Origin of the sequence: Myroides injenensis M09-0166 (assembly GCF_000246945.1) — a bacterium.
Classification (GTDB): Bacteria; Bacteroidota; Bacteroidia; order Flavobacteriales; family Flavobacteriaceae; genus Flavobacterium; species Flavobacterium injenense.
On record NZ_BAEX01000063.1, the window covers coordinates 1 to 20,816 of the forward strand.

18 protein-coding genes and 1 riboswitch are annotated in these 20,816 nt (G+C 31.2%); of the genes, 8 read left to right on the forward strand and 10 right to left on the reverse strand.

What is annotated here, in order from left to right:
• Together RH98_RS10630 and RH98_RS10635 are read right to left on the reverse strand one after the other, a co-directional pair.
• On the reverse strand, positions 1-437 hold a 437-nt coding region (locus RH98_RS10630; protein ID WP_010254426.1), incomplete at its 3' end, for a 2,3,4,5-tetrahydropyridine-2,6-carboxylate N-succinyltransferase.
• A 23-nt stretch (positions 438-460) separates the two neighbouring features.
• The gene (locus tag RH98_RS10635; RefSeq protein WP_500778341.1) at positions 461-1,348 is read right to left on the reverse strand and encodes an NAD(P)-dependent oxidoreductase; all 888 of its coding nucleotides are present in this window, start codon (positions 1,346-1,348) and stop codon (positions 461-463) included.
• A 1,308-nt stretch (positions 1,349-2,656) separates the two neighbouring features.
• Between RH98_RS10635 and RH98_RS10640 the strand changes: the two genes are divergently transcribed.
• The 5 genes from RH98_RS10640 to RH98_RS10660 all read left to right on the forward strand — a co-directional run bounded on the left by RH98_RS10640 (position 2,657) and on the right by RH98_RS10660 (position 10,314).
• Positions 2,657-3,520: a helix-turn-helix domain-containing protein gene (locus tag RH98_RS10640; RefSeq protein ID WP_010254431.1), complete on the forward strand. Its 864-nt coding sequence runs from the start codon at positions 2,657-2,659 to the stop codon at positions 3,518-3,520.
• Between the two features lie 345 nt (positions 3,521-3,865).
• Positions 3,866-4,984, forward strand: coding sequence for an efflux RND transporter periplasmic adaptor subunit (locus RH98_RS10645; RefSeq protein ID WP_010254435.1), 1,119 nt, complete (start codon positions 3,866-3,868; stop codon positions 4,982-4,984).
• A 15-nt stretch (positions 4,985-4,999) separates the two neighbouring features.
• Entirely contained in the window at positions 5,000-8,152 is a 3,153-nt protein-coding gene (locus RH98_RS10650) for an efflux RND transporter permease subunit (protein WP_010254436.1), read from the forward strand.
• 86 nt (positions 8,153-8,238) lie between these two features.
• On the forward strand, positions 8,239-9,645 hold the full coding sequence (locus tag RH98_RS10655) for a TolC family protein (protein WP_010254438.1): 1,407 nt from the start codon (positions 8,239-8,241) through the stop codon (positions 9,643-9,645).
• A gap of 234 nt (positions 9,646-9,879) precedes the next feature.
• Entirely contained in the window at positions 9,880-10,314 is a 435-nt protein-coding gene (locus tag RH98_RS10660; RefSeq protein WP_202801262.1) for a hypothetical protein, read from the forward strand.
• Between the two features lie 69 nt (positions 10,315-10,383).
• Here the strand turns inward: RH98_RS10660 and RH98_RS10665 are convergent, their stop codons facing one another.
• Positions 10,384-10,845 carry an Lrp/AsnC family transcriptional regulator gene (locus RH98_RS10665; protein WP_010254444.1) on the reverse strand — a complete coding sequence of 154 codons (462 nt, stop codon included), beginning with the start codon at positions 10,843-10,845 and terminating at the stop codon, positions 10,384-10,386.
• Between the two features lie 163 nt (positions 10,846-11,008).
• A riboswitch (cobalamin riboswitch) is annotated at positions 11,009-11,195 on the forward strand.
• A 173-nt stretch (positions 11,196-11,368) separates the two neighbouring features.
• On the opposite strand from RH98_RS10665, the gene metE reads away from it, so the two are divergent.
• A complete protein-coding gene (metE, locus tag RH98_RS10670) occupies positions 11,369-13,675 on the forward strand; it encodes a 5-methyltetrahydropteroyltriglutamate--homocysteine S-methyltransferase (RefSeq protein WP_010254447.1) in 2,307 nt (768 codons plus the stop codon).
• Between the two features lie 62 nt (positions 13,676-13,737).
• Here the strand turns inward: metE and RH98_RS15275 are convergent, their stop codons facing one another.
• The 3 genes from RH98_RS15275 to RH98_RS10685 all read right to left on the reverse strand — a co-directional run bounded on the left by RH98_RS15275 (position 13,738) and on the right by RH98_RS10685 (position 16,513).
• On the reverse strand, positions 13,738-14,433 hold the full coding sequence (locus RH98_RS15275) for a hypothetical protein (RefSeq protein WP_010254450.1): 696 nt from the start codon (positions 14,431-14,433) through the stop codon (positions 13,738-13,740).
• A gap of 551 nt (positions 14,434-14,984) precedes the next feature.
• On the reverse strand, positions 14,985-15,596 hold the full coding sequence (locus RH98_RS10680; RefSeq protein ID WP_010254452.1) for a hypothetical protein: 612 nt from the start codon (positions 15,594-15,596) through the stop codon (positions 14,985-14,987).
• An 80-nt stretch (positions 15,597-15,676) separates the two neighbouring features.
• Positions 15,677-16,513 carry an AraC family transcriptional regulator gene (locus tag RH98_RS10685; RefSeq protein WP_010254454.1) on the reverse strand — a complete coding sequence of 279 codons (837 nt, stop codon included), beginning with the start codon at positions 16,511-16,513 and terminating at the stop codon, positions 15,677-15,679.
• An 82-nt stretch (positions 16,514-16,595) separates the two neighbouring features.
• On the opposite strand from RH98_RS10685, the gene RH98_RS10690 reads away from it, so the two are divergent.
• Positions 16,596-17,549, forward strand: coding sequence for an NADP-dependent oxidoreductase (locus tag RH98_RS10690; protein WP_010254455.1), 954 nt, complete (start codon positions 16,596-16,598; stop codon positions 17,547-17,549).
• A 129-nt stretch (positions 17,550-17,678) separates the two neighbouring features.
• Positions 17,679-17,879, forward strand: a complete 201-nt coding sequence (locus RH98_RS10695; RefSeq protein ID WP_010254458.1) for a hypothetical protein — start codon at positions 17,679-17,681, stop codon at positions 17,877-17,879.
• A 50-nt stretch (positions 17,880-17,929) separates the two neighbouring features.
• On the opposite strand, the gene RH98_RS10700 is transcribed toward RH98_RS10695, so the two are convergent.
• The 4 genes from RH98_RS10700 to RH98_RS10715 all read right to left on the reverse strand — a co-directional run bounded on the left by RH98_RS10700 (position 17,930) and on the right by RH98_RS10715 (position 20,415).
• Complete coding sequence (locus tag RH98_RS10700; protein WP_010254460.1) at positions 17,930-18,325, reverse strand: nuclear transport factor 2 family protein; 396 nt, start codon at positions 18,323-18,325, stop codon at positions 17,930-17,932.
• A 51-nt stretch (positions 18,326-18,376) separates the two neighbouring features.
• Positions 18,377-19,210 carry an MBL fold metallo-hydrolase gene (locus tag RH98_RS10705; RefSeq protein WP_010254462.1) on the reverse strand — a complete coding sequence of 278 codons (834 nt, stop codon included), beginning with the start codon at positions 19,208-19,210 and terminating at the stop codon, positions 18,377-18,379.
• Positions 19,211-19,374: 164 nt separating this feature from the next.
• Positions 19,375-19,995 (reverse strand): DsbA family protein, encoded by a 621-nt coding sequence (locus RH98_RS10710; protein ID WP_237717532.1) that lies wholly within the window; start codon positions 19,993-19,995, stop codon positions 19,375-19,377.
• Between the two features lie 18 nt (positions 19,996-20,013).
• Positions 20,014-20,415 (reverse strand): DoxX family protein, encoded by a 402-nt coding sequence (locus tag RH98_RS10715; RefSeq protein WP_010254466.1) that lies wholly within the window; start codon positions 20,413-20,415, stop codon positions 20,014-20,016.
• Between the last annotated feature and the right edge of the window lie 401 nt (positions 20,416-20,816).

The window sequence follows — 20,816 nt, forward strand, 5'->3', positions numbered from 1 at the left end:
ACGTTTTTACCAATTTGAGCACATGATCCTACAGTAGCCCATGTATCCACCATTGTTCCTTCATCTACATAAGCTCCAATGTTTACATAAGATGGCATAAGAATTACGCCTGACGAAATATATGCTCCATGTCGTGCTACTGCATTTGGTACAACTCTTATTCCTTTTTCAGCATAGTTTCTTTTTAAAGGCATTTTGTCGTGGTATTCAAAGATACCAGCTTCTAATGTTTCCATTTTTTGAATAGGGAAGTAAAGAACAACTGCTTTCTTTACCCATTCATTAATTTGCCATTCGTTTTCTTTAGGTTCTGCAACTCTTAATTGACCATTATCGATTAATTCAATTACTTCGCGTATAGCATTTTGGGTATCTTGATTTTGCAATAGAGAACGATCTTCCCATGCTTTTTCAATGATTTCTTGTAAGTTAGTCATTATAATATGATTAAGATATAATTTTATTGTTTGATTGTTTTTATTACCGCCATCAAGTCGTTTTCGGCGAATCCTTCTTCGCTTGCCTTAGCATAAGCTTGTTCAGCAACTTTGATTAAATCTGAATTCCATCCTTGGTCTTGTGCAAGACGCAAATCTTTAAGCATAAACTTTAGTGGAAATGCGGCAGGATATTCATCTTTTATAATTGCAGGTGTTTTTATTTTGCTCATGCCAGAGCCACAAGCTCCATCATTAATAACAGCGGTCATCATTTCTCTTGAGATGCCATTTTGTTCTGCGAATAATACAGTTTCTGCCAGCCCTTGAACCACTACTGACATATAGTAATTGATAGCTAGTTTTGCTTTACTACCATTACCAGCTTCCCCTAGGTAATAATGGTGTTTTCCCATTACTTCAAAATAAGGAATATTATTTAAATAATCTTTTTCCTTTGCACCAATTAAAAAAGATAAAGTCCCATCTTGTGCTGGCTTTACGCTACCAGAAACAGGGGCATCAATATAAATTCCTTGTTTTAAGGTTATAGCATTATTTAATTTTTGTGCTAGTTGAGGAGAGATTGTGCTACTATTAATAAATGTTTTGCCAGCAATATCGTTATTTATGATCTTACAGAAAGTTTCCTCTGTTATTTTATCATCAGGCAAAGTCAAAAATATAACATCAGTCTTATCAATAAAAGAATTAAAATCTCCAATTCCCTTTGCTCCTTCGTCTATTAAAGAAGTTGATTTATTAGGGTTTCTTAAGTAAATATTGAGTGTATATCCCGCTTTTAAAAGGTTCGAAGCCATAGGAGTTCCCATATTTCCTAAACCTATCCATCCAGATGTTTTCATTTTATACTTTCTTTTTTGATTAAAGACTCGTTTTATCAATAGCAAATATAAGGATAAAAGTTTTTGTGACCTTGAATTCGCGTTTTACTATTTCTGGTAATTAAATAATAGTATAAAGACTGAATTTATATAGTAGCAGTGATGTTTTATTACTCCATATTTTGATTCTATAGATTGTATGTGCTATACATAAGATATAAAGAGCATGTAGCCAATAATTTATATATGAGAATTATTTACTTCTTTTTACAGAGGTCATCTTGACTTTTGTAAAATAAAAAAGGCGTATAGAAACTTGTGTCACTAGGCAAACAAAATTTACAGCGCTTTGTATCAGGTACTACAATAAGATAATACAGAATTACATATAGCATTACATTTAGTACTTCCAAAAAGAGGATTTAAATCAAAATCTCCACTTTATGAGATAGTTAATGCTATATTATTTAAACTAAAAAGTCAAGATGACTTTATTTTGTTATCACTCATCTATTTCATTGCAGTTGTTTAATTATTCAAAAGTCTTTTTGAATAGCAGTGCCTAAAATGATTCGTGGAATATTTAACTCTATAATCAGCCTTTACTACTATAGACGATATGATTTTTTCAACAGCGCTTCAACAGTTCTTCAAGATTCCTTCAATAACCAACCTTCTATATGGAGCAATCATGGGGAAGTGTTGAAGAAGTGTTGAAGGATTTCGCTCTAATGCTTATGAATACTGGCTTTGGAAAGCATTCAAATTTTAACTCAATAGATTGTTTTCGAGTTAACGTATTGAAATTTAATCAGATATGTTTTTTAGGGTAAAAAAAAGTGGGGTGGTTTTTTGTTTGGCTGAGATAATTAAAGTGTTTACAGAAAACCTCAAAGCATATTGATAAATAGGGGATTCATTTGATATAGAAATCTATCTTGGAGACATAACTAATTAACTAATAATGAAACACCTCTATCGGGATTGGTTCATGAATGCTGATGCTAGTTTTGATTCATAGAAGTTTTAAAAGTAGAGATAAAGAAATAATAGTTAACTTCTGTTCTAATAAACGAAAGGGGCAAGATAATGAAGACAAGTATTCTGATAAAAATTTAAAAAGAAAGATATGTTATTGAAAGAACAAAGGCTTGGTTAGGCAGCTTTCGTTGTTTACTCAATATATTCGATATCATATTATCTAGTGGGATGATATGGAATTTCATGGCTTTTATCGTTATAGGTGTAAAGAAATTTTAGAAAACTCAAATGTCAAGATGACTTTATAATTAATTTAAAGTATCTATTGAAAAAGTAAAACTCAATTCTTCTTTTTTACTTTTTATCTTTGCTTTTACTTTCTTAAACTTTTATATGAGGGATATTAAATGGGAGACACTTGATAGATTAAAGAATAACTTTGAAGAGTTTGGTTCTCAAGGGAACTACATTTATATGCCTGTAATAAATTTAGAATATTACCCTTCTGAACCTTATAGGTCTAGTTATCATGGTATTGGTTTACTCGAGGAAGGCGAAATTACATTTTATATTGACTTAACAGAATATCATATTGAAGCTCCAGCTGTTATATTTGCAGATACGACATCTATTAAACGCTGGGATAAAACACTTCGAACTTATGAAATGCAAACTATACTGTTTTCTGATGATTTCTTGCAATCCAAATTAATAGAGAATAATGTACTGACATCATTTTCTGACTTATCAAGTTTGGGTGGATGTGTGACCACTTTAGATGATAAGGAATTCGAGAATTTTAAAATGATGTTTAAATTGATTAGCAATCACAATATTTCTCAGAATATTCATCATAATGAAGTAATACGTGGAATTGTATATAGTATGATTAATGATGTGGCTTTGTTATATAAAAAATATGGTAATTCTACTAAGCCACTTAATACACTTGATTTGCGTTTTAGAGAAGCTGTTGGTAAATTTTGTAAAGCAGAACGAAGCGTACAGTTTTATGCAGATTACCTTCATATACATCCTAAATATTTAAGTCAAGTAATTTCTCGTGAAACCGGTCTTACAGCAAGCGAATGGATACAGAGTCAAGTTATTCTGGAAGCAAAAATATTATTACAAGAACACAATTTATCGGTTGCTGATATAGCCGAATCTTTACACTTTTCTGATCAAAGTACTTTTGGAAAATATTTTAAAAAGTACAGTCAACTTAGTCCTACTGAATATAGGAAATCACTTTAATCAATATACTTATTACTTCTATAATCCGACAAATTGTACATTGTTACCGACAATTGTGTCTTGTCTAATTATGGCTTTTAAAAGAATTTTGCCAAGAAAATTTAGAGTAAATCAAGTTGTTATTTACTTGCTGTTTTTTACTGTGTCCTTTGTTTGAAAAGGGATATAGAGAGGGGATGGAATATGTTTTTTATTCTAATCTTGTGAGTAATATCTTACGTATTGACCAAAAAACCTTCTTTTTAACCCTTTATTACCCCATGTGATACTGATAAATTTGCCAGTGAATTAAGTAAGAAGATTTACTTCTAAATAGTTAATCACATTTTAAATAAAAATTTAAAAATGAATAAAACAGCAAAGTTTTTGACATTAACTACATTGGCCTTTATATGGGCTTGTCAAGATAAAAAGTATGGTGATGATGAATATAGTAGCCAAGTTGAGGAATATCCAATACTCTCAATAAAAAAAGAAAAAGCAAAAACATTTACAGATTATCCTGTGGTATTACAGGGGATAAAAGATGTAGAAATGCGTCCTAAAATAGATGGCTTTATTGAAGAAATTTTAGTTGATGAAGGACAGTTTGTAAAAAAGGGGCAGTTGCTATTTAAAATATATGCACCTCAATTTAAAGAAGAGAATGCCGCAGCTATAGCAGCTATTAAGAATGCGGAGGCAACATTAAATGATGCTAAAATGCAGGTTGCAAAGGCTACTCCTTTAGTAAAAGAAGGTATCATAAGTAATTATGAATTAGAATCTGCAGAATATGCGCTAAAAAGTAAAGAAGCGCAATTAGCACAAGCAAAAGCAAATTTGAATAATAGTACGGCTAATGTGGCTTATACTCAAATAGTAGCTCCTTTTGATGGGGTGATAGGGTTAATTCCTTACAAAGTAGGCGCATTAGTTTATAGTGCTTCTCCGAAACCATTGACAACCATATCAGATATAACTTCTGTAAATGCATATTTTTCAATGAATGAAAAAGAGTTTATTGACTTCATTCAAAAAGGTGGACAGCAAACATTATTAGAACGTATAAATAGTCTGCCAGAAGCAAGTTTAATCTTGGCTAATGGTTCTGAGTACGGTGAGAAGGGTAAAATCAACACAGTTAGTGGTCAGATTGATCCATTAACAGGAAGTATCAATTTTAGGGCTGTATTTACTAATACTCAAGGATTGTTGAGAAGCGGAAATAGTGCTACTATAAGAGTCTATGATGAACAAAATGATGCAATATTAATTCCTCAAAAAGCAACTTTTGATATACAAGGGAGAAGATTTGTATATGTGGTGAGTGATGAAGGTATAGTGAAAAGTACTGAAATTAAGGTTTTAGAAAAAGTTCCTTCTAGCCAATATTTTATTGTGACTGAAGGATTGAGTCCTAGTGATAAAATTGTAAGCGAAGATATTGGGGGACTTAGTGAAGGAATGAGAATTAAACTATAAAAAAGGAGGAGAATTATGTTGAGAAGATTTATAGAGAATCCTGTATTATCTACTGTAATTTCGATTATCATAGTAATACTAGGATTATTAGGACTGTTTTCACTTCCTATGACACAATATCCTGAAATAGCACCACCAACAGTTCAAGTAACTGCTAATTATCAAGGAGCAAATGCTGAGGCTGTAATGAAAAGTGTTATTACCCCACTAGAAGAGCAAATTAATGGGGTAGAGGATATGGCTTATATGAATTCGAAAGCTAGTAATGATGGTTCAGCTGTTATTACGATTACTTTTAATCAAGGAGCAGATCCAGATATGGCAGCGGTAAATGTACAGAACCGTGTGAGTCAAGCTATGAGTCAGTTGCCTGAGGAGGTAGTAAAACAAGGGGTGACGACTACTAAACGATTGTCAAGTGAGATATTTAGCTTTTTATTTTATAGCGAGGATGGACGTTTTGATCAAGCTTTCCTAGAAAATTATACACGAATAAATATACTTCCTAAGCTTAAACGGATAAATGGGGTAGGTGATGCTGCTATTTATGGAGGACAGGAATATAGTATGCGTGTTTGGTTAAAACCTAATGCTATGGCATCTTATGGGTTGACACCTACAGATATTGTTAATGCTTTGCATGAGCAGAATGTAGAAGCAGCGCCAGGGAAAGTAGGGGAAAATAGTAATCAAAGTTTTCAATATGCACTTAGATATACAGGTCGTTTAGAAACTCCAGAGGAATTTGGTGATATTGTTATCCGTTCTACCGGAACAGGTAAGATATTGTATTTAAGAGATGTAGCGGAAATTGATTTAGGGGCTTATTCCTATGGAATGACTTTAACATCTTTTGGAGAGAATGCTACTTATGTGGCTGTCAACCAAACAGCTGGATCAAATGCCTATGAAATTATTAAACAATGTGAAGATGTATTAAAAGAAGCAGAAAAAGATTTACCTGCAGGAGCGAAATTTGAGGTATATGCTAATTCAAATGATTTCTTATTAGCCTCTATTAATAAATTGATTTCTACATTAATAGAAGCTTTCGTATTAGTATTTATCGTTGTGTTGGTATTTTTACAAGATTGGCGTTCTACGCTTATCCCAGCGATTGCAGTTCCAGTAGCGATTGTAGGTACTTTCTTTTTCTTAAACTTATTTGGGTTTACAATTAACTTGTTGACATTATTTGCATTAGTATTGTCGATAGGTATAGTAGTGGATGACGCTATTATAGTGGTAGAAGCAGTACATGCGAAACTTTATGAGGGAGCCGAGACAGCTAAGAAAGCTACTATTAGTGCAATGAATGAGTTAACGACAGCGATTATTTCTATTACATTAGTTATGTCAGCTGTATTTGTACCAGTAACTTTTATTAATGGTTCAGTAGGTGTTTTTTACAAAGAGTTTGGTATTACATTAGCAGTAGCAATCTTAATTTCAGCAATTAATGCATTGACATTGAGTCCTGCGCTTTGTGCTATTTTATTAAAGCCAGAATCAGGTATTCATCAGGAAAAAAGAGGTATAGTTAATCGCTTTAAACAAGCTTTTAATAGCAGTTTTGACCGCATGACTGATAGATATGTAGGTGTATTGAAATTCTTTAATAAACACAAATGGATCTCATTAGGAAGTGTAGTAGTATTTGGAGGAATATTCTTTTATTTAACGAAAACTACACAGACTGGATTTGTACCTAACGAAGATAGTGCTTCTATTTATGGAAATATAATTTTGGCGCCTTCTACCTCTTTAGAGGAAACAGAACGTATCTCTGATCAGATTGACAGTATTGTAAGAACAATACCTGAAGTCAAGTTTACTTCTCGTCTAGCTGGGATGGACTTCTTTAGCGGAAATGGAAGCTCTTATGCCGTAGAGTTTATTAAGTTAAAGCATTGGAGTGATAGAAAAGAAAAAGGACAAGACATTCATAGTGTAGTAGGGCAATTATTTGCAAAAACAGCACATATAAAAGATGCTAATATCGTATTTTTTGCTGCTCCTACTTTACAAGGATTTGGTAATAGTTCTGGATTTGAGATTCAATTACAGGATAGAACTGGTGGTGATTACAAGAAGTTCGAGGAAGTAATAGGTGGCTTCCTGGGGGCTTTAAATCAACGTCCTGAAATCATGTATGCAACATCTTCATTTAACACTAACTTTCCTCAGTATGAAGTTTCTGTTAACGTAGCGAAGACTAAAGAAGCGGGTGTTACTGTTACAGAAGTTTTATCTACGCTACAAGGATATTTAGGGGGGATTTATGCTACCAACTTTAACCGTTTTGGTAAGCAGTATAAGGTAGTTATTCAAGCTGCACCTAATTTTAGAGAAAATAAAGAAGCAATAGATCGATTATATGTAAAAAATAGTCATGGTGTAATGACTCCTATTACAGCATTTATTGATTTAAAGAAAGTATATAGCCCAGAATTCTTGACGCGATTTAATTTGTTCAATTCAGCTTTTGTCAATGGTAGTCCTAATGCTGGTTATAGTTCAGGAGATGCTATTAAAGCTATTGAAGAAGTAGCAGCACAAACATTACCTAAAGGTTATGGATTTGAATACTCTGGTTTATCTAGAGAAGAGAGTACAAGTGGTAATCAGACAATTATCATTTTTGTATTATCAATTGTATTTGTTTACTTCTTATTAAGTGCGCAGTTTAAGAGTTATATATTACCATTAGCAGTATTGTTTTCTCTTCCTATAGGATTAGCAGGAGCTTTTATGTTTGCCAAGATGTTTGGTATAGAGAATAATATATTCTTACAGATTAGCTTAATTATGCTAATAGGACTATTGGCAAAAAATGCAATTCTTATTATAGAGTTTGCACTTCAGCGAAGAGTTGCTGGTCAGTCAATAGTTAATGCCGCATTGGAAGGAGCACGTATCCGTTTACGTCCTATTTTGATGACATCATTTGCATTTATTTTTGGTTTATTACCATTAATGTTAGCAACTGGAGCAGGGGCGTTGAGTAACAAATCGATTGGTACCGCTGCTGTAGGGGGAATGTTAATAGGAACATTGATAGGAGTATTGGTAATTCCATCACTGTTTATCCTTTTTCAATCTCTACAAGAGAAAATTTCGGGAACTCCCGAGGTTACAGCAGATACTGTTATGGATGAGGCTAACTAATTATAAATAGAGTTGAAGCTCTACTTAAGGAGCTTCACTCTTCTTCTTTAGTTGAGCATTATCAAATTAATTTAAATGATAAAGAAATGAAATCTCAATATAAATTATTAATTGCTTTAGCGGTCTCAATCAGTATTACTTCATGTGGACCAAGCAAAAGATACCAGAAAAAAGAGAGTATAGACTTAGAGTTATACAGAGATATAAAAGATAATGATACTTTATCTATGGCAACCATAAGTTGGGATGTTCTCTTTCAAGATAGTTATTTGCAAGAACTCATAAATACAGGATTAGAGAATAATCTTGATTTAAAAATTAGTCTGGAGCGCATGGCAGCAGCAAGTGCAGGGTTAAAACAATCAAAGGCTGCATTCTTACCTGATTTAAATATAGGAGGAGGAGCCAAACGCTCAAGGATGTCTTATCCACAAGGATTTGGCTTTGTAGAATATGCTTCACAATATGATGCTTTTGCAAATACATCATGGGAAATAGATGTGTGGGGTAAACTAGCTAGTAGTAAAAGAGCTGCTTATTATAGATTAATGCAGAGCGAAGCAGGACAGCATGCTATAAAAACACAGTTGATAGCACAGATCGCAGATTATTACTATCAGTTATTGACGCTAGATGAGCAAGTAAATATATTAGAGCGCACTATTACTAATAGAAAAGAAGATGTGAAAACAATGAAAAGTTTAAAAGACTCTAATGTAGTAACAGGCGCGGCTCTAGTACAGAGTGAAGCTAATTTTTATGATGCTGAAGCACAGTTACCTAAAGTTAAACGACAAATACGTGAAGTAGAAAATGCTCTTAATGTATTATTAGGAAATACGCCTAATACTATAGAGAGGGGAACATTTGCCCATCAAGAGTTATATTCTAATATTCAAATAGGTGTGCCTGCGCAATTATTAAAGAATAGACCAGATGTGCAAGCTGCAGAGTTTGAGTTAGCTTCTTATTTTGAAGAGGTAGCAGTAGCAAGAAGAGCATTATATCCGTCTATTACTTTGACAGCAGCAGGTGGTTTTTCTAGTTATGAATTCAAAGATTGGTTTACCACTACTGGTATTTTTGGGAATATAGCAGGAGGTTTATTACAACCAATTTTTAACAAGCGACTAAACAAAACACGTTTAGAGGTTGCTAAAGCGACTTATCAGGAGAAGGTATATAGTTTTCAGAAAGCATTATTAATTGCAGGACAAGAAGTTTCTGATGCGTTATATGCTTATGAAACGGCAGGTGAACAAGAATTAAATCGTCAATTGCAAGTGGAAAAGCTAGAGTTAGCAGTCGAATATACCAAGAAATTAATGATGTATCATTCATCTACTAACTATACAGATGTATTGACGTCAGAGCAGTCATATCTCTCAGCTAAATTGCAAATGACAAATGATCGTTTATTAAAGTGGCAATCTGTTATTAAGCTATATCGAGCATTAGGGGGAGGCTGGCAAACAGCATCATCTAATAATTAAAAAATACAATCCTAAACTGAGTGGTTCTTAAATTAATAAAGTGAATCAAGTTTTGTGTAGTGGTGAAATTATCAGTTTAGGATTTATCACTTAAACTCTTTGACGCAGGGTCTGATTTTAGCAGTTGTCAATATCAACCTATGCTAATTTGTATTGAATTTAGACATTTTTTATATGTATAAGATTGGACTGTCAAAGAGTTTTTTAAAGTAAACTAACGACTAAATATATTTAATGATGTACGTAGGGATTAAACATCTACATTCTTTTATGGGATATGTAGTATTACTAGGAATTCTATTTTCTATTATTTATGCTCTTGTAAGTTATTTTAAGAATAAACCTTATAATAAGAAGATAGCGGCTATAGGATTAGGGGTAACTCATTTTCAAATTGTAATGGGACTAATTCTCTATTTTATTTCTCCTTGGGGAATGAAAAGTCTTAATGGAGCAGCCATGAAAGATGCTCTTTTAAGACTGTTTACTGTAGAGCACCCTCTGATTATGATTTTAGCAACAGTTTTAATTACTATTGGTTTTTCTAAAGCAAAGCGCTTAAAGGATGACAAAGTTCAAAACCGTACTATATTAGTATTTTATAGTATTGGGTTAATCTTAATTTTGAGCCGTATTCCTTGGATGTTTTGGCCAGTATCATCTTATTAATTTTACTTTTTTGATAGTAACTTGTTTTTTTGATTCCAGAGGTCGTTTTTTAAAACGACCTCTTTTTTTTTAGAAATTGATATTATGAGTGTTTTTGATCTCACGCATAACAAAAGAACTATGTGTACTACCTATACTATCTACCATAGCAAGCTTATTAAAAACAAAATCCTGATAATGCTTCATATCGTTAGCATAAACTTTTAATAAGAAGTCATATTCGCCTGATATATTATAGCATTCTACCACTTCCTCAATAAGCATAATATCTTCTACAAATTTATTGTTGATAAAGCGTTCGTGTTGTTTAAGTTTTATATTACAAAAGACAATAAATCCTTTATTTAGTTTTTCAGCGTCAATTAATGCAATATATTTTTTTATAAAACCATCCTTTTCAAGGCGTTTTACACGCTCAAAAACGGGAGTTGGAGATAAATTAACCATAAGTGATAATTCTTTTGTAGTAAGGTTTGAATTTTCACTTAGAATTCTAAGTAGTTTTAAATCGGTTTCATCAAGATTGTGCATCAGAATAATATTTTGTTTGACAGCTGTAAATATACTTAAAAAAGATAAAATATCTAAAGTGTAATATTATTTTGATTATATAATCTTATTTTGAAAGTATGTTGTTTGTTTTTATTCTATGTATATATATTTGTATAGAATTTTTACAAATCGTTCTTAAAGTACTTCATCAAGCAAAAATAGGTTTTACTTAATTGTAAATTAAAAGGGAATCGTGTGAAAATCACGAACTGTCGCGCAACTGTAAGTAACATTAAATATTTTATTCTTTTTATGCTCACTGATTTATATTGGGAAGGGCGAATAAGATAGTTATAAGTCAGGAGACCTGCCATTTTTGAATTGACAATGCTTTCGCGGTATAGAGCTTTAGTCAGGTTTGATACAATTAAGTATTTGTTTTTTTTAAATGAATACTGCATTGCTATTGGCTTATACTACTTAGTTTTTATTCCTTGTTTACAGCATAAAAGAAGAGAGAGAACTTTTTAAACCATTATTAATTTTTTAAAAAGTTTTGAAAATGCAAACGCAAATTTTAGGCTATCCGCGTATTGGTAGCCAAAGAGAGCTGAAAAAGGCAAATGAACAGTATTGGGCTGGCAAAATTACAAGAGAAGAGTTAGAAAAAGTAGCTAAGACAATTCGTCAAAATAATTGGCAATTGCAAGAATCTACTGGTATTAGCTTAATACCGTCTAATGACTTTTCTTATTACGATCAAGTTTTAGATTGGAGTTTAGCAGTAGGTGCAATACCTAAACGCTATCACCAATTAATTTCTAAGAAATTACCTCTGTTGGACTTGTATTTTGCTATGGCTCGTGGATATCAAAAAGATGATATCGATATTACTGCCATGGAAATGACAAAATGGTTTGACACCAATTACCATTATTTAGTTCCTGAATTTTATAGAGGTCAGACTTTTGAATTAACTTCTACAAAGGTGGTAGAGGAGTACTTAGAGGCAAAGTCATTTGGCATTGAAACTAAGCCAGTAATTTTAGGATTAGTAACTTATTTATTATTAGGGAAACTTAAGGAAGATGATTTTGATGTATTAGAGTTAATCGATAATCTAATACCAGTTTACATTGAAATTATTGAGCGTTTGGTGAAAGTAGGAGTTAAAAGTATTCAAATTGACGAACCTTTTTTAGTACTAGATTTATCAAATAAACAAAAGGAAGCTATTGCGTCTTTTTATCAAACAATAAAAGAGAAGTTCCCAACTTTAGAAGTAACTGTTACCACTTATTTTGGAGGACTAGAAGATAATTTAGATTTAGCTGTTTCACTGCCAATTGATACATTACATATCGACTTAATAAGAGGCGAAAATCAAATAGACGAACTTTTGGTCAAAGCTCCTAAAACTCTAAAACTGTCATTAGGAATAGTAGATGGTCGTAATATTTGGAAGAATGATTATGAAAAATCACTATCGTTGATTGATAAGGCAATTAAAAAAAGAGGGGTAGATAATATTATAATAAGCACATCATCTTCCTTATTACATTCACCATGTGATTTAGATAATGAAATAAAATTATCAGCTGATATAAAACAGTGGCTTGCTTTTGCAAAGCAAAAAGTTAAAGAAGTTGTAGATCTTGCTTATTTGGCAACTGCTAGTGATAGAGAAAATATAGCTGTTTATCAAGAGAATATTGTAGCTAGTAAAAATAAAAAAACTTCATCATTAATACATAATAATAATGTAAAAGATAGGTTGAATGGAATTACGGAAGATTACGCTAATCGACAATCACCATTTTCAGTTCGTCAGCCTTTACAACACAAAGCATTAGATCTACCTCTATTTCCTACTACTACAATCGGATCATTTCCCCAAACAACAGAAGTTCGACAATGGAGAGCAAAGTTTAAAAAAGGTGAATTAACAACTCAAGAATATGAAGAGTTATTAAAGCATGAAACTGCTAGAGCAATAAAATGGCAAGAGGAGATAGGTCTAGATGTATTAGTTCATGGTGAATTTGAACGAAATGATATGGTGGAATACTTCGGTGAACAATTACAAGGTTTTGCTTTTACGCAAAACGGTTGGGTACAGAGCTATGGAAGCCGATGTGTAAAACCTCCAATTATTTATGGTGATGTTTATCGCAGTGAGCCGCTTACCGTATTCTGGTCATCATATGCACAATCGTTAACGGACAAAAAAGTAAAGGGGATGTTAACAGGTCCAGTTACTATTTTGCAATGGTCTTTTGTACGCAACGATATTTCGCGAGCAGAAACTTGTACGCAAATTGCATTAGCAATAAGAGATGAGGTACTAGATCTTGAGAAAGAAGGGATACAAGTAATTCAAATTGATGAACCAGCTATTCGCGAAGGCTTACCTTTAAGAAAGGCAAAATGGAATGATTATTTAATATGGGCAGTTCGCACCTTTAGAATTTCAGCAGCAGGTGTAAAAAATGAAACCCAAATACACACTCATATGTGCTATTCTGAGTTTAATGATATTATAGAGCATATTGCAGCAATGGATGCAGATGTAATTACAATTGAATGTTCGCGATCACAAATGGATTTATTAGATGCCTTTGCAGCTTTTAAATATCCAAATGAAATAGGTCCTGGAGTATATGATATTCACTCTCCTCGTGTCCCAACGAAAGAGGAAATGATTTACTTAATTAAAAAAGCAGCAGCAGTTATTCCTACTAGTCAGTTATGGGTTAATCCTGATTGTGGATTAAAAACGCGTCATTGGGAAGAAACAGAGAAAGCTTTAATAGCGATGGTTGCAGTAACTAAACAATTAAGAGAAGAAAGTTTAATAGGGATTAGTTAGATTATTTTGTTGTATAAAAAAGGGTGGGGTAAAAAACCACCCTTTTATCTATAATTTTATATTTAGAATAATTTTACTTTTGAAATATTATTTATCACAAATACTCCTGCATTTTTAAAATATACAGGTCTGTCAAGAAAACTTACTGTAATTTCATTTGTGTTTTTATTGTATCTCAGCGTGTGCCCAGAAGTGCTTTCACATTCTGATCCTTTTGAAAGAATTTCTAAAGGAGTATTAAAAATATTATTATTAGAATTAAGAGTTACTTTACTGTAGGTTTTAGTTACTTCTTTTGCAGTTGCATATGATTGCAGTGATGCATAAGAAAAGTTTTTTCCTATAAATGTAATTGTAAATTCGGTCAATACTCCATAACAAGCACCTACGCTAAAACCACTAATTGTAATTATGTAATTATCCTCTAAGTTAATGGGTAATACTGCAGTATGTATTTTGGCATCAGGTGAAAATCCTAAATAAGTTGAGAAAGATGTGACGTCTTTTGACTTTGATACAATTTTGTGTTTTTTATCATGGCCAATTGAATAGAATTCATCTCCATGTTGTATTACAGGAATTTCTCTTATAATCAAATCACCATTAATGTCTAAGGTAGCCTCTGGTAAAGCTTTATTTATACCTATCCGTTCTTGTGCTTTACTATTATAGATTCCAATGAATATAAAAAATATAATCATTGAAATTGAAATTGAAGCTTTTCTCTTAATTAGAGTTTTGTTTTTAATATATTTCATTTTGATTTTTTTGTAAAAATAAATAAAAAACAAGTATTTAAATTTGATATTTAACTTAAAAAGTAATTTTATTTAGTTTATATCGTTTTTATTTTTGTTTTAATTATTTATTTTAACTTTTGTTGTCTTGAGCTGTATATTAATAAAAAATAGAAGAAAAGGGTATAAAATTTTTAGAAGTAAAATCATTAGTTGATTTTTCATAAGTTTCTTTAAACTAAAAAAAGCCCTCACTTTCAATAAGTGAAGGCTTTTTTTACTTTCAATCTACTAAGTTCTTTTAGTAATAATATTTATCTCTTTGTATTTATTTTATACAACAAATGTAATACTGCAAAAGTAATTAATGTTATAGTGATTGTATCAATAAGTGCCATCTGATCTTGACTATATTGATAAACAGGATAGATAGCGCTAATTGCAAGAACAATTATGAAGTATAATATTTTTTTTAGAATCATAGGATTAGTTTAAGGTGTAAATTTATTAATTCAATAGGATTAAAAAAAGTGTTTAAATTTTCATGACATTAATATATGGAATGAACATTTTTAAAAAGACAATTTGATAATTCTATCAATTTTTTCTTTGCTAATTTGTGGTGAAAATTCTTTGTATAATTCAGTTTTTAATAGACCCACAATGGCAAAAAAGTCATTTGTAAGAACAGAGTAATATTTCGTTAGTGATTCTTTAGATTTATTTTCAAGTGATTTTATCTCGTTACTTTCTTGTATTAAATTACCAACATAATCTAATATTTTGTCAAAGGTTTCTGCAGAAGTATGCATTTGTAAAAAACCAAATTCGAAAAGTAAATCTTGAAGATTGTGTACTTCTTTTTCTATCTTTTTATTATGGGTTAAATGCACAGTTAAAGATTCTTTCTGAAGAATAGTATTTAGTTTATTTAAAAATTCAAAATATATTTCTTGTTTCTTTTCAAAAACTAATAGATGTCGTTCCCTAGATTCTTCACTTTTTGTCTGTCCTTGTAATAATAAAACAGTTATAATAGCAGTAATTACTACTCCTAGTAAAGTTCCAAAAAATTGGGCTGGTAATGATGCTAATTCAAAGATTTCAAATGTTACTGCTGTAATCAAAAAGATGATTGTACAACTAATAATTCCAACTCGTGCCCAATTTATTTTTTTAAGCATAATAGTTTAGATTTTTAAATAATACTGTAATCAAATTACGACTATTTAAATCACATAAAAAAGAGTATATATTGAATTGGTTATTTTACTTTTTTGTATTTGGAGCGAAAAGTAGTCATTGTTATTCCTTGTTGCTTCTTAAAAAACTTATTGGCGTGACTCTCATCAGTGAAGCCAAATTCTTCTGTTATTTCTGTGATTCTTTTGTCGCTGAAAAGTAGACGATTTTTAATTAGTTCTAATCTATAGCAATTAATAAAATGTTGTAATGTTTCACCACTTTTTCTTAAAAAATATGTACCTATATAGGAAGGTGCTATACCAAATAGACTTCCAATAAAATTAGCAGTTAGTTTAGATTGATCATAAATATTTTTCTGTATATAGGTGATTATTTCAAGAATTCTTTTATCAGAAATATTTGAGTGACTAGATTTATATTGAGAAATATTTCGTGTAGCAATTATCATTATAATATAAACAAAATGATTTTGAAGATCAATATTATACTCTTTAGGATTTTTGATTGTTTGCATTAATCCTTCTATTTGAGAGCGTATTAAATACTTATCTGAGGGATCCGAAATGATGGGGGTTGATATACCTGAAGCATAATACAAAAGGCATTCAATATGATTAATACTAGATGAACGATACTGTGCAATATAATTATTATTAAAGCGTATAACTACAAACTCGCATTTACTTGTTAAATCAAATGAGTGCTTGTCCTCTGGGGTAATTAGAAATAGATCTTCTTTTTCAAACTTTGTTTTATTATCATTCACACAATGGTAACCATCGCCAGATATCACATAAACAAATTCAAAGAAATTGAATAATCTATTGCGAATTGGACATGTGTCTACATGTTCATAAAATATTTCTAATGCTTTGTGTAGATTTTCTCTCAACATAAAATTATACCAATTTATGGTAAATATATACCTAATTAAAAGCGGAATGTCAGTTTAATTTTGTTGCAAATTTAGTTTAATTATGAAAGCAATTGTATTAGAAAAATTTGGAGGCATAGAAAATTTGAAACTAAGGGAAGTCGATAAACCTATTATTAAGCCCAATGAATTACTTGTAAGAGTAAAAGCAATAAGTATTAATCCTGTTGATGCAATGGTTCGCGCAAATAAAGCTCCTTTAGCAGGTAGATTAGCTAGCGAAATGCCACTTATTTTAGGTTGGGATTTTTCAGGAATTATAGAGGAAATAGGACCAGTAAAAAGTGAGTTTAAGATAGGAGATGAAGTATTCGGAATGGTAAATTTTGTAGGTCATGGCAAGGCTTATGCCGAATATATTGCCGTACCGATAGACCAGATAGCGCTTAAACCAACAAATATTAGTCATGAGGAAGCTGCAGCTGCTACTTTGGCTGCTCTGACAGCTTGGCAAGCATTTAATAGTTATGGAAAATTACGACCAAATGATCGTGTACTTATACATGCAGCATCTGGTGGAGTAGGTCATTATGCAATACAAATGGCAAAATATCTAGGCGCTTATGTAATTGGTACATCCTCTACAAAGAATAGAGATTTTATTTTAGGTTTAGGTGCAGATGAACATATAGATTATAAAATTACTGATTTTGAAGATAGATTATCTAATATTGACTTTGTATTAGAAGCAATAGGTAAAACTAATTTTAAAAAGTCTGTTGGAGTTTTAAAGAAGTTTGGAACAATAGTGACATTACCTTCTGGATATACAAACGAAGATAGATTAGCTGCAGAATCAAAATATCTGCATGGAAGTTATTTTATGTCTGTTTATTCAAGTGGAGAGGATATGAATATAATTGCTGATTTATTAGAAAAAAGAATTATTAAATCTGTTGTAAGTCATGTTTTTTCTTTTGAAGACATTCACAAAGCACATCAACAAATTGAAAAAGGTAATACTATAGGAAAAATTGTAGTAAGAATAGAAGAATAGATCGAATATCTTTTTATAGTTATAAAAGTTATTGTTTTGTTGATAATTTATTAAAATTAATAATATATTGGTTTTTGTGTGAGTTTATTTGTTAAATTTGTATTGTAGTAAGATAAAAAGTTATAAGTAATGAAAACACGTTTGATGTTTGATTATACACGAACTATTCTTGAAAATGTAAGTTTTGATGCAAAGCTTTTTTACAAAGAATTGCAAAAGGCAATTAAGCAGTTACTTCCTTATGATGTTGAACGATTAACAGAATGGGTAAGTGATTTTGTACAAGGAAAACCTGAGTTACACGACTCATTAAACTTGATTAATAGTTAAAGTTAGAGGACATCTAGTACTACTAGATGTCCTTTTTTATTAGTCTCTTATTAGTTTGTGAGCATTGCTTGTACTACAATGTGACTATCTACTATTTGCTCAAAGCTCGTAATCTTATGGTTATTTAGTGTCCAAATATGGACCACTCGAGCTTCAAAATATTTGTTTGTTGTTATATATGTGCCTGTATATAATCCTATTGCGATAACTTTATTGTCTTCTGAAATATAAGTTTGAGGAGTAAATTTATAATCTATCCATTCTTCTGCTAAACGTTTAAATACATTGTTTACTATAGCCTCAATGCCTATATATGTACCTGCATAAGGAAAACCTTTTGCCTCTGTCCATACAATGTCAGTAGCTACATGATTAGCTAGATTTTGACCATTCTCTTCAGAGTTTCGTCCTTCATAGGTACTTTTTATAATTGCTAGATTAGTCATAATAAATGCTGATTTTTTATAAATATTAATAGAGCGCATGGAGAGTAAAGATTACCATTTCATCTCACCTTTATTGACTTTTGCTCCAAGTTGTAAAGCAGTTTCAAAAGTTAAATTAGGATATTTAGTTTTAATTGCTTCTATTAGTTCTGCTGAATTAGATGCTGCTGTCATTGCATTTATATAGAATAATAAATATTCTTTGGTATGTTCAACTGCTTTAATATCAAATGATGAATCTTGATTTGCATGACTTGGGATTACTATTTCCGGATTTAATTCTAACATGTTGTCTAATATTTCAAGCCATTGTTCTTTTGCCTCAATAGTGGAAGCATCAGCAGTCCATAAATTTAGTGTAGTACCAAATACATTAATTCCGCCTACAATCGCTTTTATATATGGAATCCATATAAATGTTCTTTTCGGATGTGAGCCTAGTCCTATAATTTGTAATTCTTTGCCTTCTAATTCTAGTGTATTATCTTTTAATACTTGTGGTAATATTATATTGTTTGGCAAAGCATCTCCTAAACGCTCTCCCCAAACTTCTAATTTTTTTTGAGAAGTTGCTTTGATATGTTCTACAGTAGCGCTAGTTGCATATACTGCTACATTAGGAAAGTGTTTTTTGAAAACTTGTAACCCAAAATAGAAATCAGGATCACCATGCGATACATAGATAGCCTTTAAGTTTTTGCCTGATTCTTTTATTTGCAATGCAACCTTTTCAGCGTCATCCAATAAAAAAAGAGCATCAATAAGAATTGCATCTGTTGCGCCAGAAATAATTACTGAGGATACTCCAAAACTTGTATCGACTTGTGCATTAAAGATTTCGAAGTTTAGTGCTCCTGCATTTATATTTTTAAATGTTGTATCCATAAAATTTGGTTTTAAAAGGTTATATAACCTTTGTTTATTTGATTTGTTTTACGTTACTGCAATGTGATCTAAGTAATACGAGATTACTCGGAAAAATATTAGGGAAGTCAGTAATCTCGTTTATACTTAGGGAAACTAATTATGAAAAAAAACTATGTACCTTATTATAAGTAGAGTGCTATTTTTGATTTTAGGTTATCATAAGTTTCATATCCTTGCTCTAATTCAATTAACTGATTATCTGTTTGTAATAATAGAGTAGGATAAGAACTTGCGTATTTTGCAGCTTCTTTAAAGCTTTTTAGCGTAAGCTCTTCAATTGTCTTTGATTCAAAATGATGTAAAAAAGTATTGACATCAATGTTCAGTAATTCACAGATTATAGTATATGTTGCATTATTGTTTAAATCTAGCCCATATAGATAACGTGCTTTTTGAATTTCTGAGGTAAAAGCCATTGTTTTATTAGCATCTATATTTTTAATTGTGATAATTGCTTTTGATGGAATTTCACTATCTAATACGATATTGTGATTGTTTTTTACAAAATTAAAATATGCTTGTCCAAATTCAGTATTTGTGTATTCAGCAATCTTTGTATCGTGTTTTACAAAGAAGTTTGCCATTTGTTCGCTTTGAATTCTTTTATTATCTCCTACCCACATTCCTGCAGGAATAATATCGAAAATAATTTTATCGTTAAAGTCATGGTATAATCTATCCATGTTATCGTGATTACCATAACACCAACCGCATAGGGGATCCATTAAGTATAGTATCTTCATGTGTATTATTTTTAAAGGTTAATCCCAATTGTTTTTAGTAGAAAATGCATATTTTCCTGCTCCTGTAAAGAATAATGTAATAGCCCCAGCTAAATAAAGTCCTAATAGCTCAACAGCCCATTCACCGCGATTGCCCAATTGGAAAATCTTTTCGTTATGTGCTAATAGTATAGCGACAACGCAAGTAAAGGCATAAATTGCAGAAGCAAGTCGAGTTCTGTATCCTAGTAAAATAGTCAATGGAGCAATAATTTCACCAACATAAACGCCATAAGAAATAAATGTAGGTAATCCATAAGAGGTTAGGAGTCCTTGTATATACCCTAATCCATGTTGTAATTTTGCAACTCCATGTAATAGCATTAATATAGAAAGTGCTATGCGTAATACTAATAGTCCTATATCATTATTTTTTGTCATTTCTTTTTATAATTAATTTACATGACAAATGTAGGGTGACTATAAAGTGAAAAAGATTGAACAAGTTCAATAAATTATTATCGTATAAAATTTCTAGATACTATACTAAGTAAACTTGGATAGTCAAGGTTTTATATCAATACTTATTCTATCTATTGTTGTATGCTGTGATTAAGTAGTTAATAAAAATGATATTGATTATCCTATAGTAGATGAAAGAAATTTAGTTCTTTAACAAATTGCCTCTAAACGATAAGCATGTTATGGGATTGTTGGAGCGATATAGAAGAACTTGTGCTCAAGCTTAATGCTTTTAAGGATTAGTAAAATATATTATAAACAACTTTTTGTCTTATGGGTATTGCTAATTATTGATAATAAAGAAGAAAAAGGGGAGGGGC

Coding starts and splice junctions, on each gene's coding strand:
- RH98_RS10655 (WP_010254438.1), top strand. CDS start 8,239: ATGAAATCTCAATATAAATTATTAATTGCTTTAGCGGTCTCAATCAGT.
- RH98_RS10685 (WP_010254454.1), bottom strand. CDS start 16,513: ATGTTGAGAGAAAATCTACACAAAGCATTAGAAATATTTTATGAACAT.
- RH98_RS10680 (WP_010254452.1), bottom strand. CDS start 15,596: ATGCTTAAAAAAATAAATTGGGCACGAGTTGGAATTATTAGTTGTACA.
- RH98_RS10650 (WP_010254436.1), top strand. CDS start 5,000: ATGTTGAGAAGATTTATAGAGAATCCTGTATTATCTACTGTAATTTCG.
- RH98_RS10640 (WP_010254431.1), top strand. CDS start 2,657: ATGAGGGATATTAAATGGGAGACACTTGATAGATTAAAGAATAACTTT.
- metE (WP_010254447.1), top strand. CDS start 11,369: ATGCAAACGCAAATTTTAGGCTATCCGCGTATTGGTAGCCAAAGAGAG.
- RH98_RS10710 (WP_237717532.1), bottom strand. CDS start 19,995: ATGAAGATACTATACTTAATGGATCCCCTATGCGGTTGGTGTTATGGT.
- RH98_RS10700 (WP_010254460.1), bottom strand. CDS start 18,325: ATGACTAATCTAGCAATTATAAAAAGTACCTATGAAGGACGAAACTCT.
- RH98_RS10715 (WP_010254466.1), bottom strand. CDS start 20,415: ATGACAAAAAATAATGATATAGGACTATTAGTATTACGCATAGCACTT.
- RH98_RS10690 (WP_010254455.1), top strand. CDS start 16,596: ATGAAAGCAATTGTATTAGAAAAATTTGGAGGCATAGAAAATTTGAAA.
- RH98_RS10665 (WP_010254444.1), bottom strand. CDS start 10,845: ATGCACAATCTTGATGAAACCGATTTAAAACTACTTAGAATTCTAAGT.
- RH98_RS15275 (WP_010254450.1), bottom strand. CDS start 14,433: ATGAAATATATTAAAAACAAAACTCTAATTAAGAGAAAAGCTTCAATT.
- RH98_RS10705 (WP_010254462.1), bottom strand. CDS start 19,210: ATGGATACAACATTTAAAAATATAAATGCAGGAGCACTAAACTTCGAA.
- RH98_RS10645 (WP_010254435.1), top strand. CDS start 3,866: ATGAATAAAACAGCAAAGTTTTTGACATTAACTACATTGGCCTTTATA.
- RH98_RS10695 (WP_010254458.1), top strand. CDS start 17,679: ATGAAAACACGTTTGATGTTTGATTATACACGAACTATTCTTGAAAAT.
- RH98_RS10660 (WP_202801262.1), top strand. CDS start 9,880: ATGATGTACGTAGGGATTAAACATCTACATTCTTTTATGGGATATGTA.